The organism is Streptomyces sp. NPDC127097, assembly GCF_042724075.1.
Classification (GTDB): Bacteria; Actinomycetota; Actinomycetes; order Streptomycetales; family Streptomycetaceae; genus Streptomyces.
In genome coordinates this window covers 69181-84856 of the sequence record NZ_JBHXFI010000036.1, presented here as the reverse complement: position 1 = coordinate 84856, position 15676 = coordinate 69181, and the positions used below count along the sequence as shown (strand labels likewise).

Here is a 15676-nt window from a genome sequence, read left to right as displayed (position 1 = left end):
CCCCGACATCCGGGGGGGCGGCATCGGCGGTGCACGGGCGGCCTTTGGGCCCGAACGACAACGGCGTCGGGGGGCCCCGTTGGTGGGGGCGCCCCTCAGCCGTCTTTCCGGGACCCGGTCCGGCCGCTTCAGCCGGCCAGCAGCTTCTTCACCACAGCGGCCACCCGGCCGCCCTCGGCGCGGCCCGCCACCTGAGGGTTGACGATCTTCATGACGGCGCCCATCGCCCGCGGGCCCTCGGCGCCGGCGCCCTTGGCCTCCGCCACGGCCGCCGCGACCAGCTGCTCCAGCTCGTCATCGGTCAGCTGCTTGGGCAGATAGTCCGCGAGCACCTCGCCCTCGGCGCGCTCCCGCTCGGCCTGCTCGGCACGGCCGCCCTGCTCGAAGGCGTCCGCGGCCTCCCGGCGCTTCTTCGCCTCCCGCGCGATGATCTTCTCGACCTCGCCGTCGGACAGCTCACGCGCCTCGGTGCCCGCGACCTCCTCCTTCTGGATCGCGGTCAGCGTGAGACGGAGGGTGGAGGAGCGCAGCTCGTCGCGCGCCTTGATCGCGACGGTGAGGTCGTCCTTGAGCTTGGACTTGAGCGTGGTCATGCCGTTGAGTATGCCTCCCCCCACCGACAACCGACGAGCCTTTTCCTCCCGGCCCGCCACGCCCGCCGCACGACGGGACCGCTCCGCCGCTGCATCCACCCCCCGCACTCTGCGACGATGGGACGCATGCGCGCGCGATACGGAGTACCCCTGACCCTGACCGCAGTCGGCGCGGCCGGCCTGGCCTACGCCGCCGGCTTCGAAGTCCGCTCCTTCCGCCTCCGGCGCGTCACCGTGCCCGTACTGCCCCGCGGAATGCGGCCGTTGCGCGTCCTCCAGGTCTCCGATATCCACATGGTCAGCGGGCAGCGCAAGAAGCAGCGCTGGCTCCAGTCGCTCGCCGGGCTGCGCCCCGACTTCGTCATCAACACCGGCGACAACCTCTCCGACACCGAGGGCGTCCCCGAGACCCTGGACGCGCTCGGCCCGCTGATGGAGTTCCCCGGCGCCTACGTCTTCGGTTCCAACGACTACTACGGTCCCAAGCTCCGCAACCCTGCCCGCTACCTGATCGAGCGGGCCCAGGGCCGGCACGGCCTCAACGGCAACGCACCCGCCGTGGGCGTCGTCCACAACCCGTGGGAAGAACTGCGGGACGCGTTCGACGCGGCCGGCTGGGTCGGCCTGTCCAATTCCCGCGGCCGCCTGAAGCTGGAGGGCATCGAGATCGCCCTGACCGGCCTGGACGACCCGCACATCAAGCGGGACCGGTACGCCGAGGTGGCCGGCGGCCCGGAATCCGGCGCGGATCTCTCGCTGGCCGTCGTCCACGCCCCGTACCTGCGCTCGCTGGACGCCTTCGCCGCCGACGGCTATCCGCTGATCCTGGCCGGGCACACCCACGGCGGCCAGCTCTGCATCCCCTTCTACGGCGCCCTCGTCACCAACTGCGACATCGACACCGACCGTGTGAAGGGCCTGTCCACCCACACCGCCGCCGGCCACACCTCCTACCTCCATGTCTCCGCCGGCTGCGGCACCAACCGCTACACCCCCGTCCGCTTCGCCTGCCCCCCGGAGGCGACGCTGCTGACCCTGACGGCGCGGGACTGACGGCTCAGGGCCGAACTCAGGGGCGGGGCGGGAACTCAGGGGCGGGGCCGGAACCGGCCCGCGGGCGGTGCCCCGGCGGCGACGCGCGGATTTGCCGGATCGGGTCTCCCCGCCCGCTGATCATCCCCCCTAACGTGGAGGAATGTCCGACCCCACCCGGACCTCGCAGTCCACGCGCCACGCCACCGACCCGGCCGCTGCCGCCGCCCGCACTCCGGCCGCAGCCGTCGCCCCCACGATCCGCCGCCCCCTGGCGGCCGCCTTCCGCACCGTGCTCACCGCGGCCGCGCTGACGGGCCTGCTCCTCGCCGCCCTCGGCGACCCCGCCCCGGCCCGACTCCTCACCCGCTTCGCCGTGCAGGCCAACCTCGCCGTGGCGCTGGTCTCCGCCTGCTCCGCCCACCGCGCCTGGACCGGCCGCCGCCCCGTGAGCCCCCGCCTCACCGGCGCGCTCCTCTGTTTCCTCGCCCTCCCCGCCCTCGTCCACTACGCCCTGCCCGCCGCCGACACCACCGCCTTCACCCTGCCGGGCACCGGCACCCCCACCGCCGCCCAGCCCCTCGCCCCCCACCTCCTCTACGGCCTCACCCCGCTCGCCGCGCTCGCCGACTGGCTGCTGCTCACCGCCCCCCGCGGCTTCCGCCTGCCCTGCGCCTGGCAGTGGCCGGCCTACCCGCTCCTCTACCTCGCGTTCGCCCTCGCCTTCCCCACCACGGCCGGCGCCCCGCCCCCCACGGTCACCACCGCGCTCACCCTCGCCCTGGCGATCTGCCTGCTCCCCTTGATCACCGTCGGGATCGACCAGGTCAGGCCCGCTCCCCCGCTCCACAAGAACCGGATTTCACCTACAGGGATCAGTCCGCTAAAGTAGAGCTCGTTGCTTCGGGGTGTAGCGCAGCTTGGCAGCGCGCTTCGTTCGGGACGAAGAGGTCGTGGGTTCAAATCCCGCCACCCCGACTGAAGAAACAACAGGTCAGGCCCGGCCTTCCGTCAAGGAAGACCGGGCCTGAGGTGTTTTCCGGGGCAGCTCGTGGGCGAGCGGGAGCGGGTCGTGGATGCGCAGGGGCCGGGAGCCGGCCGCTGACGCCCCTTCAGAGGCTTTTGCCCGCCCGGCAGACGCGGCATCGGATGTGATTCGGGCCACAGGTGGCGGTGTTTCCGTGAGGGCGATTGCCTCGGCACGGCTGACCCCGGGGTTCCGCCCCGCCCATGGACGGGCCGGCGCCGGGGCCCGTCCGGGCCGTACGGCAGGAACTACGCCGCGCCGTTCGCCACCGGTCCCTCCCCTGTGAGGACCGGTGCCGAACGGCGCGGGCGGCGAAGATCCGCGCCCCCCGTACCGGCGCGGATCCAGGAAGGGCCGGACCCATGGTCGACGCGGCAGCGATCCGGCGGGGACCGTTTCCACAGTTCCCTCGCGTGAGCGCGCCAGGACCCTCACCACCGGCTCGTGACTCCGGCGGAGAATGACCGCGAACGTGCATCAGGAGTGGTCTCCGAGCGCTGAGCCGGTGTGCTGTCCGGGTGGGCCCGGTTGCTGCGCCGCTGCGACGGGATCCTGCCAGCTGGGGGTCCCGACGGGGAGGTTCCGGTCTCCGGACGGCGGTGTCTTCACAGGTCAGCCAGCTAAGGTGAGTTTTCCGGTCCGGATGTCCAAGTGCGGGGGACGTAGGGGGTGGAAGCCTTGAGTTCCGACTCAGGGGCACGTACAGCCTTCGCGGAACGTCTCGCGCTGCTGTACAAGGAAGCCGGCAACCCTCCGCTCAAGAAGGTGGCCGAGGCGGTCGTCCGGCTCCAGCGGATCGACGAACGAGGGCGCCCCGTGCGGGTGTCGGTGCAGCGGATCAGCGACTGGCGGCGGGCCAAGAACGTACCCGCTCAGTTCGCCGCGCTCGCCGCGGTGCTGCACATCCTGATCCCGCAGGCACGACGTCTGCGGCCCACTCCGGTGTCCCCGGGTCTGTACGACCTGGCGCAGTGGCAGCGGCTGTGGGAGCGGGCGGTCGCCGGGCCGGTGGGCGACCGTGCCGCGGGACCGACGCAAGAGGAGGAACGTCCTCCGGTCGACGCCGCGGCCGTCCCCGGCGTGTGCCCGTACCGGGGGCTGGCTTCGTATCGTCAGCAGGACGCCGGGTGGTTCTTCGGGCGGGAGCGGAGCACACAGGCCCTCGTCGCGCAGCTGCACACGGCGGAGGAGACCGGCGGCCTGGTCATGCTGGTGGGCGCCTCGGGGGCGGGAAAGTCCTCGCTGCTGAACGCCGGCTTGGTGCCCGCGTTGCAGCACGGCGCACCGGGTGACGGGAACGGCCCGAAGCGGGAGGTGCTTCAGTTCGTGCCGGGCGGCGATCCGCTCGCGGAGCTGGCCCGCCGGATCCCCGGGCTGGCCGAGGTCCTCTCCGGCCCGGCGGCGGAGCCCGGTACTCCGCACTTCGCGCATGCGGTGCGGGAGGCCGTCGCGGCGTGGACGGAACGCGGGACGGCGTCCTCCGCCGCCCGTCCGGTCGTGATCGTGGATCAATTCGAGGAGTCCTTCACCCTCTGCTCCGACGAGGCGATCAGGCGCACCTTCATCGAGACGCTGCACGCCGCGTGCACGCCCTCCGACCCGGGCGGGCTCGCCCCGGTGCTCGTCGTCCTCGGCATACGGGCCGACTTCTACGAGCAGTGCCTCGGGCACCCGGAACTGGCCGACGCCCTCCAGCACCGGCACATGGTGCTCGGGCCGCTGACCACCACGGAGCTGCGCGAGGCGGTGACCGGCCCGGCCAAGGCCGTGGGCCTGGAACTCGAACCGGGGCTGGCGGAACTGATCGTCCGGGAAGTCAGCGCCGACGGCGCCGGCGGGGCGCATGACGCGGGGGTGCTGCCGCTCCTCTCGCACGCCCTGCTCGCCACCTGGCAGCGGCGGAAGGCGGGCCGGCTGACGCTGTCCGGCTACCGCGCGGCGGGCGGAATCCAGGGCGCGGTGGCGGCGACCGCCGAGCGGGCCTGGTCCGGCCTCGACCCGACGGCACGTACGGCCGCGCGTCTGCTCCTGCTCCGGCTGGTCCGGCTGGGAGAGGACACCCAGGCCACTCGTAGGCGGGGGAAGCGTCACCAACTGGCGAATGAGTCGACGGACCCGGGAAAGACGGAGGAATCGCTCGAAGCGCTGGTGCACGCCCGGTTGGTGACCCTCGACGCGGAGGCGGTGGAGATCACCCATGAGGCGCTGCTGCACGCCTGGCCGCGGCTGCGCGACTGGATCGACGAGGACCGGAACGGCAATCTGCTGCGCCAGCGGCTGGAGGAGGACGGCCGGGCCTGGGAGGACTCGGACCGCGACACCTCCATGCTCTACCGGGGCTCCCGTCTGGAGCAGGCGCGCACCTGGGCCGACTCCGCCGGTGACACCTTCCTGACCCGCAGCGCGGTGGAATTCCTGGCCGCCTCGGTCCGGCTGCGCAAGCGCACCGTCCTGCTCAGCCGTGGTGCGGTGGCGGCGCTGGTCGTCATGACGCTGCTGGCGGTCGGTTCGGCGGTGATCGCGCGGCAGCAGCGGGACGACACCGTCTTCGAGCAGGTGCTCGCCCAGGCCGACCGCGCCCAGTACACGGATCCGTCCCTGTCGGCGCAACTCGATCTGGTGGCACACGGCTTGCGGCCGGACGACGAGGGCACCAACAACCGCTTGATCTCGATGGTGAACGCGCCGCTGGCCACGCCGCTGCTGGGCCACACCGGCGCCGTCTACCTCACCTCGTTCAGCCCGAACGGGCGGATCCTGGCCACCGCCAGCTACGACCGGACCGTGCGCCTGTGGGACGTGGCCGACCCGACGCGTCCCAAACCCCTGGGCAAGCCGCTCACCGGCCACACGAGTTGGGTGAGCACCGCGGTCTTCAGCCCGGACGGCCGCACCCTCGCCAGCGCCGCGGACGACGGCACGGTCCGGCTGTGGGACGTGCGGGATCCCGCCCGTCCGCACCCGCTCGGGGCGCCGTTGTCCGGTCACGACGGCACCGTCTTCCTGCTCGCCTTCAGCCCCGACGGGCAGACGCTGGCCACCGCCAACGAGGATCACACCGTGCGCCTGTGGGACGTCCGTGCTCCGCGGCGGCAGAAGACTCTCGGTGCCCTGACCGGCGCCACCGCCGCCGTACGCTCCGTGGCCTTCAGCCCCGACGGGCGGATGCTGGCAGCCGGCGGCGATGACAACACGGTCCGGCTGTGGGACATGGCCGACCGGCGCCGTCCGACGCGGATCGGCAAGGGGCTGACCGGGCACACGGACACCGTGCACTCCGTGGCCTTCAGCCCGGACGGCCACACCCTCGCCAGCGGCAGCTCGGACAACACCCTCAGGCTCTGGAACGTGTCCTCCCCCCGTCACGCGGCACCGCTCGGCGCGCCGCTCACCGGACACACCGGCCCCCTGTGGTCCGTGGCCTTCAGCCCCGACGGCAACATGCTCGCGGCCGGCAGCGCGGACAGCACGGCGAGCCTGTGGAACGTCAGCGATCCGGCGTACCCGTCGCAGGTCGGCGAGCCCCTCGCGGGCAGCAGCGGGGAGATGTACGCGGTGGGCTTCAGCCCGGACGGGCGGACCCTGGCCACGGGGAGCGGCGACAGCAAGGTCCGGCTCTGGTCGATTCCGACGTCGAACATGGTCGGCCGGATCGGAGCGTTCCGCCCGGACGGGCGGGTGCTCGCCACGGGCGCCCGCGACCGGAGGGTCCGGCTGTGGAACGTGCAGCGTCCCGAGCGGCCCGTGGTGCTGGGCAAGCCGTTCGTGCCGGGGAAGGGCGATGTGCGTTCCCTGGCGTTCTTCCCCGACGGCCGCACCCTCGCGGTGCTGATGGGGAGCCAGGCCGTGGAGCTGTGGAACGTCACCGACCCGGCGCACCCGGTCCGCTACGGGAAGCCCGCCACGCTGCGGACCCGCTTCGTGGGCCCCGACGCGCTGGCCATCAGCCCCGACGGGCGCACGCTGGCGACCGCTTACGAGGACCACACGATCCAGCTGTGGGACGTCACCGCCCCGTCCCGCGTCCGTCCGCTCGGCGGGCCGCTCACCGGGCACAAGGGGTACGTCAACTCCCTCGTCTTCAGCCCGGACGGGCGCACGCTCGCCAGCGGCAGCGCGGACGACACCGTACGGCTCTGGAACGTCACCGACCCCCGCCATGCCGTCCTCTTCGGCGCGCCGCTCACCGGTCACCTGGGACCCGTCAACGCGCTCGCCTACAGCCCGGACGGCCATACGCTGGCCAGCGGCAGCGACGACGACACCGTACGGCTCTGGAACACCACCGACCCCCGTAAGGCGACCCGGCTGGGCTCCCCGCTCATGGGTCACACCGAAGCGGTGGTGTCGCTGACGTTCAGCAAGGGCGGCCACACCCTGGCGAGTGGCGGGAACGACAACACGGTCCGGTTCTGGGACGTCACCCCGCCGTCCGGGGCCACTCCCATGGGACAGTCGACGAGCCCCAACGCCAAGACCGGCAATTTCCTGTCGTTCAGCCCGCAAAGCCGCATGCTCGGGGTGTCGAGCGGCGCCGGAACCGTCCGGCTGTGGAACCTGGACGCCGACAAGGCCATTCGCCGTATTTGCTCGACCACCCGGGGCGTGCTGACAGCGGAGAAATGGCGCGAGTATCTGCCGCATCTCGCGTACGCGCCCCCGTGCGACAAGTAACGGAGCCGGGCCCCTGTCGAACGGCAGGAACCGGGCGCCGGACGGGGCGTCCCGGTTCGGTTCCACAGCGACCGCGGCCCCCGTTTTCCGCCTCTGACGGGCCGCGCCACGTGACTCCAGCCACAACTCCGCGTTCCAGTTCAGCAGTTATCTCCCGCAGCGCGGTCAGCCTTGCTACTCTTGGCCATAGCCCGATCGCTGGTGCATCCCCCGTCGCCAGCGATCGGGCGCTTTCCTGCCCTGTCCCCATTGCGCGGCGCATTACCCCGCAGGGAACCGGAGACCAGAATTCAGGGCAATGGGCCTCTGCGGCGGAATGGTCACGGGTTCACCCACCGCTACCGTCACTCAAGAAACAAACCGGCAGGCCCGATTTCTCCGGGGCGGAAACCGCAGCGGATGCACTTCCTGTGGGACCGGTTGTCTTCCCCTCTTCCCGGTGCTCCTGAAGACGCCCTCCAGGGGCGGCGCCCGTACGACTCCTCACTCGTCAACACCTCTTGAGGAGTCGTAGGGTGGAGCCGTCCGGCGGGACGAGCCGGCCAGGGCACCCGGGAACGGAACGGTGAACACCCATGGCAGTGGCGTACGAGCGGATCGCGGACGAGCTCCGCGCGGCCATCCGCGCGGGTGAGCTGAAGCCGGGGGACAAACTTCCGGCCGAGTCGAAGCTCGCCGAACGCTTCCGGCGCAGCGTGCCGACCATCCGCGAGGCCCTCCGCGCCCTCCGGGACGAAGGGCTCATCGAGAAGCAGCACGGGCGCGGCAACTTCGTCCGCCGGCCACGCACCCCGGCACTGCGCTCGAACCTCCGCCACCAGTGGGAGAAGGGCCGGGCCCGCGAGCCGCTGGCGGAACGGGCCCAGACCGGCGCCACCGAGCACGACACCGGCCTGACGGTCGGCGACCTGGTCTTCCACGCCTCGTACCGCAGGACCGAGGCGAACCAGGACCTCGCCGAAGCCTTCGGCCTCCCCGAGGGCACCGCCCTCCTCGAACGCACCTACCGCACCCGTTACGCGGCCGAGAACGCGCCCTTCAGCCTGGTCACCTCGTACCTGGTCCACGACCTGATCGCGCCGAACCCCGCGCTCCTGAACGAGTCGAACGAGCCGTGGCCCGGGGGCTCGCAGAGCCAGCTCTACAGCGTCGGTATCGAGCTCGACCGCGTCGAGGAGCGCGTCACCGCCCGCCCGCCGACGCCGGAGGAAGCGGCGGAACTGGAACTTCCGCCCGGCACCTCGGTCCTCGCCCTCCGGAAGACCTCGATCGACATCCACGACCGGGTCGTCGACGTCTCGGACGTCGTCCTGCCCGGCGACCGCACGGAATTGCTGTTCACCACTCCCCTGGAAAGGTGGTGAGTGCCGTGCGCCGGCGCATCATCATCGTCACCGCCGTCCATCCGCCCTCGGCACACTTCCTGCCGGACGCCTACCGGTCGCTCTGCCAGCAGGAGCTCCCCGACGGGTGGGAATGGCACTGGGTCATCCAGGAGGACGGCACGAGCGACGCGGTCGCCCCCCATGTCCCCGACGACGCGCGGGTGACGTTCCGTCAGGGACGGGCGGGTGGACCCGGCGTCGCCCGCACCATCGCCCTCGCCCACGCGGAGGGCGAGTACCTCAAGGTCCTGGACGCCGATGACCAGTTGGCGCCCGGCGCGCTGGCCCGTGACCTGGCCGCCCTCGAAGCCGACCGCGGTCTCGGCTGGGCGACGTCCCGCGTCCTCGATCTGCTGCCCGACGGCTCCACCGCCGGCTTCCCCGGCGACCCCGAGCCCGGACCGATCGAGCGCGGCGCCGTGCTCGACTACTGGACGGCGAACGGCTTCCGCGCCCAGGTCCACCCGGCGACGCTCTTCATGCGCCGCGACCTGGTACTCGCCCTCGGCGGCTGGATGGCCCTGCCGGCCTCGGAGGACACCGGCCTGCTGCTCGCCCTCAACGCCACCAGCCGCGGCTGGTTCTCCTCCGAGGTCGGCCTCCACTACCGCAAGTGGCCCGGCCAGGCGACCAGCCAGCCCTCCCACACCGAAACCGCCGAACGCGAAGCCCGCATGGCAGTCGTAGCAGCCAGGGCCCGCGAGCTGTCCCGGCTGAACTGGGGGTATCCGGGGGTGGGGTGAGGGGGCTGCTGGTTGCACGGCACCGTCCGTGCCGTCTCGCTCACGATGCGCGCACCAGGCGGAATGCCGAGGAGGTGCCCCTCCTCGGCATTCCGCCGTTCCGGCTTCGGCCGCTCCATCGCGTGACTGACCGTAACCCCGACCTCGACCATGCCCCTGCCGGCACGGACTGCGCTCCGACAGGGCCACCAGAGTGGCGCCTGTGATGCCACACCCCCAGCTCGCCTACCGGTGCACTGATTGAGGCCAGCCAGGCACTCGTAGAACGTACGCGCACAGCGCTCCCCTTGGGGATCCGAGACGCGGGGCGACGCCTAGCAGAGCGGACACCGAGGCGGCGCTGCGGCTATCAACCAAGTCAGCTGCCTGAAAACGGCCAACAATGCGACACTCCGCTTTCTTACTGCGGCAGGTGAAGTGCCACGCATTACTAGGCTTATCAAGGCTTATCACTCCCTACGAACGCGCCAATTTAGGACACTAGTTCCAAATGGCGCTTGTCTGTACAGCCTCAGAGTCCATACGTTGTGGCGCGATCAAGAGGGCATGGCAACAGGCCAGCGCTCTCGCCAGGGGAGGATGCGCAAGATGATGAAGAAGACGATCGTGGGGCTCGTCGTGGCCGGAGCCGCTTTGGTGGGGGCATCGCCGGCGTCCGCCGCCTTCGAGAGCTACTCGCCGTCGGCCAAGGCGGGATCATGGACCCAGAAGAACGACACCCAGGTCGCGGCAAAGATCCACAGCCGGGGCACGAAGGCCCACGCCGACTACTACCGCACCACTGACTCGAGCAGCTACTACACGCTGTGGAACAAGTCGGGAATGGTCAACAACGTCACGTACAGCGGTGTCGGCAACCGTGTGGTGGACCTGCGGACCTGCAACTGGGTCCCGGACAACGACGACGAGTGCAGCCGGTGGGAAGCGCACCACTAACAGAACCCGGCGGCCCGAAGACCCGGTCGCCGCACCTATGGCCTCGGCAATGGGCTGAGGCACTTTCCCAGGGGGAGCAACACACGATGATGAAGAAGACGATTGTGGGGCTGGTCGTCGCGGGGGCGGCACTGGTGGGGGCGTCACCGGCGTCCGCTGCCTTCGAGAGCTACTCACCCGGTTCCAGGGCGGGATCGTGGACCCAGAAGAGCGACACCCAGGTCGCGGCAAAGATCCACAAGCTGGGCACGAAGGCCCATGCGGACTACTACCGCACCACGGACCCCGGCAGCTACTACACGCTGTGGAACAAGAAGGCGACCCTCGGCAGCGTCACCTACAGCGGAATCGGCGGCCGGGTCACCGACCTGCGGACTTGCAACTGGGTTCCGGACAACGACGACGAGTGCAGCCGTTGGGAAATCCGCGGCTGATGACACTCCGGGCGGCCTGAAGTTCCGGCCACCCACATTCTGAGCTGACGACAAGGTAGGGCGGGAAGGGCGGCTCGATAGCCGTCCTTCCCGCCCCGTGCTGCGGTGTGAGTGGTAAGCGAGAGAGGGACCAGTGGGTCAGGTCAAGGGCGAAACGGGTGCGGGCGAGCCTGTGTTGAAGGTCAGTGGGCTCCGCTACGAAGCCGCTGATCGCGTGCTGCTGGAGGGCGTGAACCTGCGGGTCCGTGCGGGAGAGTCGGCCGCGGTGGTGGGGCCCAGCGGCAGCGGTAAGAGCACGTTGCTCGGGTGCGTGCTGGGACTGATCCGTCCGGCACAGGGCAAAGTCGAAGTAGCGGGGCAAGATGTCGTACGAATGCGGCAACGCGCTCTGGAGCGGCATCGCAGCCGGCATATGGGCGTGGTCTTCCAGTTCGGTGAGCTGTTGCCCGAACTGACTCCGGTGGAGAACGTGGCGCTGGCGGCGCTGCTGGGTGGAACCCCGAGCGACCAAGCCTACGAGCGCGCCGAGATTCTCCTCCGTGACCTGGGGGTGCCGTACGACAGGGCGCCGACAGGCCAGCTCTCGGGCGGCGAGCGGCAGCGCACGGCCGTGGCGCGAGCCTTGATCAATCAGCCGGCCGTCCTGCTCGCGGACGAACCGACAGGAGCCCTGGACCGTGCCACGCGTGACAGCGTCACAGAGCTTCTGTTCGATGTTCCCAAGCGCTGGGGCTGCGCCCTGGTGGTGGTCACCCACGACTTCGACGTAGCCGACCGAGCTGACCGTTGCCTGGAGCTCAGGGCGGCGGCGCTCGTGCCGCGTAAGGCGGGGGACCGCTCATGAAGCGCCGTTCGCTGTCCTGGCAGTTGCTACGGATGGGGCGGGCAGCGGGGCAGCGGGCCGGTGACGGCCGAGTCCGGACGATCGCACTGCTGCTGGCCACCGCCCTCCTGGCACTCGGGCTGACCACGGTGGCCGCAACGTACGCCGTGTACGACGGAATCGAGCAGCGCACCGTCCACCGCAGCCTACGGTTTCACGACGCCTTTCCTGCCCGCCCTGCCGCGGCGCTGGCGAAAGCGGATTTCGACGAGATCGAGGGCCGGCAATTCAGCCTGGTCTACGTGCGTCCGCTGTCCCCCCGTACCGCGCTGCCGCCGGGCGTCGACCGCTGGCCTGCTCCGGGCGAGGCGGTGCTGTCCTCGGAACTGCTGCGTCTCCTGCGGTCGGAAGATGCCCTGAACCGCTACGGGAAGGTCATCGGAACCATCCGTGACGCAGGGCTGGCCAACCCCGGTGAGCGATACGCCTACGTCAACCCCACGGACCGGCAATTCGACAAGAAGAGCGCCTACCCCATCGTCGGCTTCGGCGACGGCGGCATGCCCACCGGTGATGTGCGGTTCATCGCCGATCGCGGCAAGTTTCTGACGGCCCTGTACCTGATTCTGCTGCCCACTGCCGCGCTCGCCCTCGTCGCGGTACGCATGGGCTCCGCCGGCCGGGACAAGCGCACGGCACTCGTCAGCGCCCTGGGCGGTGGCCGGCGGCATCGCGCCCTGCTCAACCTCGGTGAGGCCGCGGTCCCAGTGATAGCCGGTGCCGTGCTGGGCACGCTGCCCGCGTTGTCGATGACCGCCTTCGGCGATATCCGGTTGCCCTGGATCAACTATTGGCTGTCGTCAACGGACCTGCGGCAGTGGTGGGGGGCGTTTGTCCTCGCCGGTCTCGCAGCCTCGGCCGCGATGTTCCTTCTCGTGTGCCTGGTACACCGCCCGGCTACACACAGAAGGTCTCGATCGACGCGACTCTCCGCCCACACGGGCCGGGCAGTTCACTGGGCGGCTCTCGCCTGCCCGCTGCTCCTCTTCGCCACCGTGTGGGGGCCGGCGCAGTTGGACCCTTCGCACTACGCCGACCTGCGAATGAAGCTCTACAACACCGGCGTGGTAGCGGTGATGGCGACTTTGCCGTGTGCGGTTGCGGTCGGTGCGGCGGCGCTGGGGCCACTGCTTGCCGGTTGGTCGCGGCGGACCGGCGATGTGGGGGCTCTGATCTCCGGCCGGCACACCGCCGCGCACCCGGGGGTGACGGCACGCTTGGTGGCCGGAGTCGGTATTGCCTTGGTGCTGGTCTCTCAAGTGCAGCTGAAGAACGCACAGTTCGGCGAAAATGCGCGGGCGGCAGAAGCCACCGCGAACCGTGTGGGCCACAGCGTGCTGCTCACGGACTTCTCGGATCAGCTTCCCCCCGACCGGGTGGGCGCCGTGCTCAGCCACCTTCCGGCCGGGGTGGAGACCTTCGCCGTGCACCGGCCGAAGAACCCCGGCGCCTCAGCCCCTGCCCGCATCCAGGGCCCCTGCCGCACCTTGCGCATTCTTCAGCTTCGCTGCTCGTCAAGGCCCGTGATCGTCTCCTCACGGGTGGCGGACCAGCGTCTGGTGGAGACTCTCCGCTGGGTCAGCCCGGTGGTGGACCGGTTCGAGGTACAGCAAGGTCCGGCCGTTCCTGGCCCTTCCTCTGCCGCACCTGAGAAGCTCGTCCTCGTTGCCGCCGATGGCAAGGACCTCCCTCAGGCGGAGATCAAGCAGTTGCTGAGGGACTCGCTCCCGGTCGCTTCCGCAGGCGCGGATGCTCCGGGTGCCGAATGGCTCGTAGGAGCCAGGGAGTCCGTCGCGCACGGCAAGTGGGTCATCTTCTTCGGCGTGCCCGGAGTGCTGATCGTCGCACTGGCCGTCGCCCTCGCCAACCTTGCCGAATTCCTGAGATTCAGCCGCAAGGTCGCACCACTCAGCGTGCTCACCGGAAAGCGGAAGGTCTACTACTCGACGGCGGCATGGGCGCTGCTCGTGCCCTTGCTGGCGTCGATCGCGACGAGCGTGATCGCCGCCAGCTGGCTCGCAGCTCCCCAGGAAAGAGCAGCAGACGGCGTCGAACTGTCGGGCAACGTGCTCGCCACCACGTCAAGTGCTCTCGCCGTCCTGGCCATCTTTACCTGGTGGTGGGGCGCACGAGCGGCCGTACGCGAGTCGAGCCGGTGGCGTCCGTATGGCGAATGACATACCGCCGCATCAGGGCCCGCGGACGACAGTCGGCTCTGGTGCACAGGACCACGCCCGCCGCAACATTCCCCGCCAACGGGACGGGCGGGATTGTCCTCGTCGCTCGGAGACCACACCCCTGAAGCGCGCTGCCTTACGTATCGCTGTGACCCTGACCGCAGCTGCGGCCGTGCAACAGCTACTCCTCGCCATCGGTCTGGGAGGCTGGCTGCCCGGCTGGCAACCTTGGCCCTACCTCTTGGGCGCCGCGCCGGCGTGGCTGATCGCTCGGCCGTACTGGCCGCAAGCCCTGGGCTCCTGGCCGGTCTGGTCGAAGTGCGTGGTCCCTCTGCGGCGCGTGCCCGTATGGGCGTTTACCGCAGCGGTGCTGTCCTTGACCGTGGGCGTGTGGGCAACGCTCCAGGATGACGAGCCCTATATCGGACACGAGGAAGCGGTCTACGCGAACAAGGCCCGTTCCTGGCACGACGGCACACCAGATGCAGGGTGGGGGGTCTACCGGCCCATCGGCCTCCCAATCCTCGGGCGCATCGCCCTCGCCCTCCACGACGACGTCGGAGCACTGCGGGCTACCACGCTCTTCCTGACACTGTTCACGCTGAGCGTGACGTACTTCACCGCAAGCCGCTGGACCACCCCGCGCCAGGCCGTCGTCACGATGCTGCTTCTGCTCAGCGGACTCGGCTTCCTGCGTCGCGTGCCTGAGTTCCTGAATGACATCGGCAGCACCGGCCTCCTGCTGATCGTCATATTCCTGCTCATACGCGCCCAGGAAAAAGCCCGATCACGAGCTCTGTTGATCGTTCCTTTGGTGATCCTCGTGGCTTTCTACCTTCGTTATGGCGTGGTGGGTAACCTCCTGGCGATCGTCGTGGCAGCAGCCCTTGTGTACGGCCCTCGGGCTTGGCTCGCTCATTGGCGGCATCTGGCCCTCGCCGGCGCTGCCCTTCTGGCCGGCCTCGTGCCCCACTTCCTCTATGCCATCCACGTAACCGGCTCGCCCCTCGGCGTCATTCTTTATGCGACCAGGCAAGCAGAACGCGACTTCGTCGGCGACGGGCTCCTCTACTACCTGGCGATCTTTCCCTATCGCTTAGCCGGCGATCTCGGCGCCGTGGTCATGGCAGCAGGCATTGTCGTCACATGGCTCGCCATCCGCGGAATCCGCCGTACTCGTCGTGAACACAGCGGTACCCCGCTGCATGGTGACCGTCGGCGGGCTTTCTTAGGCACGGCTTCGCTCCTCATCTTCGTCGTCCTGGGCGTGGCGACCGACGGCGAGCCACGCTTTGTCTACCTACCGGTCATACTGCTCACCACGCTGGGCGTGCAATACATCGCCGAACTGACCACTCGCTACTCTCCGCAGGCACTAGTAGCCACTGCCTTACTTGCCGGTGTCACAATCCTCGGGACAGCCCAGGTGGTTGCTCATGGAGCCATGCCCGGCCCCACGAGCTTGAGCCACTCCACAGTTCCCGTAGCCCGACAGCTCTCTTCCAAGGGGCCATGTCTCCTGGTCACCGGGTACGAACCCGAGGTCGGCTGGTACTCCGGATGCGACGCTGTCACTTACGCCCAGTACAGCCAGATGGCCCCGCCCCGTGACACAAAGATCAGCTTCATTCTCTTCGAGCGCGGTCGTCTTCAGCCAGACGCGGCCGGCCTACAACGCCTGATCGGCTCCCACCGTCATACCAGCCGCACCATCCAGACCGACGGCTCACTCGGCACAAGCACCGTGATCACGCTGATGCCAGGAGCCGGCAACGGCCCCCGCTAAGGGCTA

The 15676-nt window shown here is 70.0% G+C and carries 11 protein-coding genes and 1 tRNA gene; 11 read left to right on the top strand and 1 reads right to left on the bottom strand.

What is annotated here, in order from left to right; all coding sequences use genetic code 11:
• Nucleotides 1-128 precede the first annotated feature (128 nt).
• Complete coding sequence (locus tag ACFWJW_RS25085; protein WP_387245528.1) at nt 129-593, bottom strand: GatB/YqeY domain-containing protein; 465 nt, start codon at nt 591-593, stop codon at nt 129-131.
• 126 nt (nt 594-719) lie between these two features.
• On the opposite strand from ACFWJW_RS25085, the gene ACFWJW_RS25080 reads away from it, so the two are divergent.
• The 11 genes from ACFWJW_RS25080 (at nt 720) to ACFWJW_RS25030 (ending at nt 15670) form a co-directional block, all read left to right on the top strand.
• Complete coding sequence (locus ACFWJW_RS25080; protein ID WP_387245526.1) at nt 720-1646, top strand: metallophosphoesterase; 927 nt, start codon at nt 720-722, stop codon at nt 1644-1646.
• Between the two features lie 142 nt (nt 1647-1788).
• Nucleotides 1789-2517: an integral membrane regulator gene (locus ACFWJW_RS25075; protein ID WP_387245523.1), complete on the top strand. Its 729-nt coding sequence runs from the start codon at nt 1789-1791 to the stop codon at nt 2515-2517.
• Between the two features lie 12 nt (nt 2518-2529).
• Nucleotides 2530-2603: transfer RNA gene (locus ACFWJW_RS25070), tRNA-Pro, on the top strand.
• A gap of 718 nt (nt 2604-3321) precedes the next feature.
• Nucleotides 3322-7326, top strand: coding sequence for a hypothetical protein (locus ACFWJW_RS25065; RefSeq protein ID WP_387245520.1), 4005 nt, complete (start codon nt 3322-3324; stop codon nt 7324-7326).
• Between the two features lie 575 nt (nt 7327-7901).
• Nucleotides 7902-8690 carry a GntR family transcriptional regulator gene (locus ACFWJW_RS25060; RefSeq protein WP_387245517.1) on the top strand — a complete coding sequence of 263 codons (789 nt, stop codon included), beginning with the start codon at nt 7902-7904 and terminating at the stop codon, nt 8688-8690.
• Between the two features lie 5 nt (nt 8691-8695).
• Nucleotides 8696-9454 (top strand): glycosyltransferase family 2 protein, encoded by a 759-nt coding sequence (locus tag ACFWJW_RS25055; protein WP_387245514.1) that lies wholly within the window; start codon nt 8696-8698, stop codon nt 9452-9454.
• Nucleotides 9455-10042: 588 nt separating this feature from the next.
• The gene (locus ACFWJW_RS25050) at nt 10043-10390 is read left to right on the top strand and encodes a hypothetical protein (RefSeq protein ID WP_387245511.1); all 348 of its coding nucleotides are present in this window, start codon (nt 10043-10045) and stop codon (nt 10388-10390) included.
• An 89-nt stretch (nt 10391-10479) separates the two neighbouring features.
• The gene (locus ACFWJW_RS25045) at nt 10480-10824 is read left to right on the top strand and encodes a hypothetical protein (protein WP_387245508.1); all 345 of its coding nucleotides are present in this window, start codon (nt 10480-10482) and stop codon (nt 10822-10824) included.
• 133 nt (nt 10825-10957) lie between these two features.
• Entirely contained in the window at nt 10958-11668 is a 711-nt protein-coding gene (locus ACFWJW_RS25040) for an ABC transporter ATP-binding protein (RefSeq protein WP_387245505.1), read from the top strand.
• Entirely contained in the window at nt 11665-13884 is a 2220-nt protein-coding gene (locus ACFWJW_RS25035; protein WP_387245502.1) for a hypothetical protein, read from the top strand. The genes ACFWJW_RS25040 and ACFWJW_RS25035 overlap by 4 nt, the downstream gene beginning before the upstream one ends.
• Before the next feature lie 148 nt (nt 13885-14032).
• Complete coding sequence (locus tag ACFWJW_RS25030; protein ID WP_387245499.1) at nt 14033-15670, top strand: glycosyltransferase family 39 protein; 1638 nt, start codon at nt 14033-14035, stop codon at nt 15668-15670.
• The last annotated feature ends 6 nt before the right edge of the window (nt 15671-15676 follow it).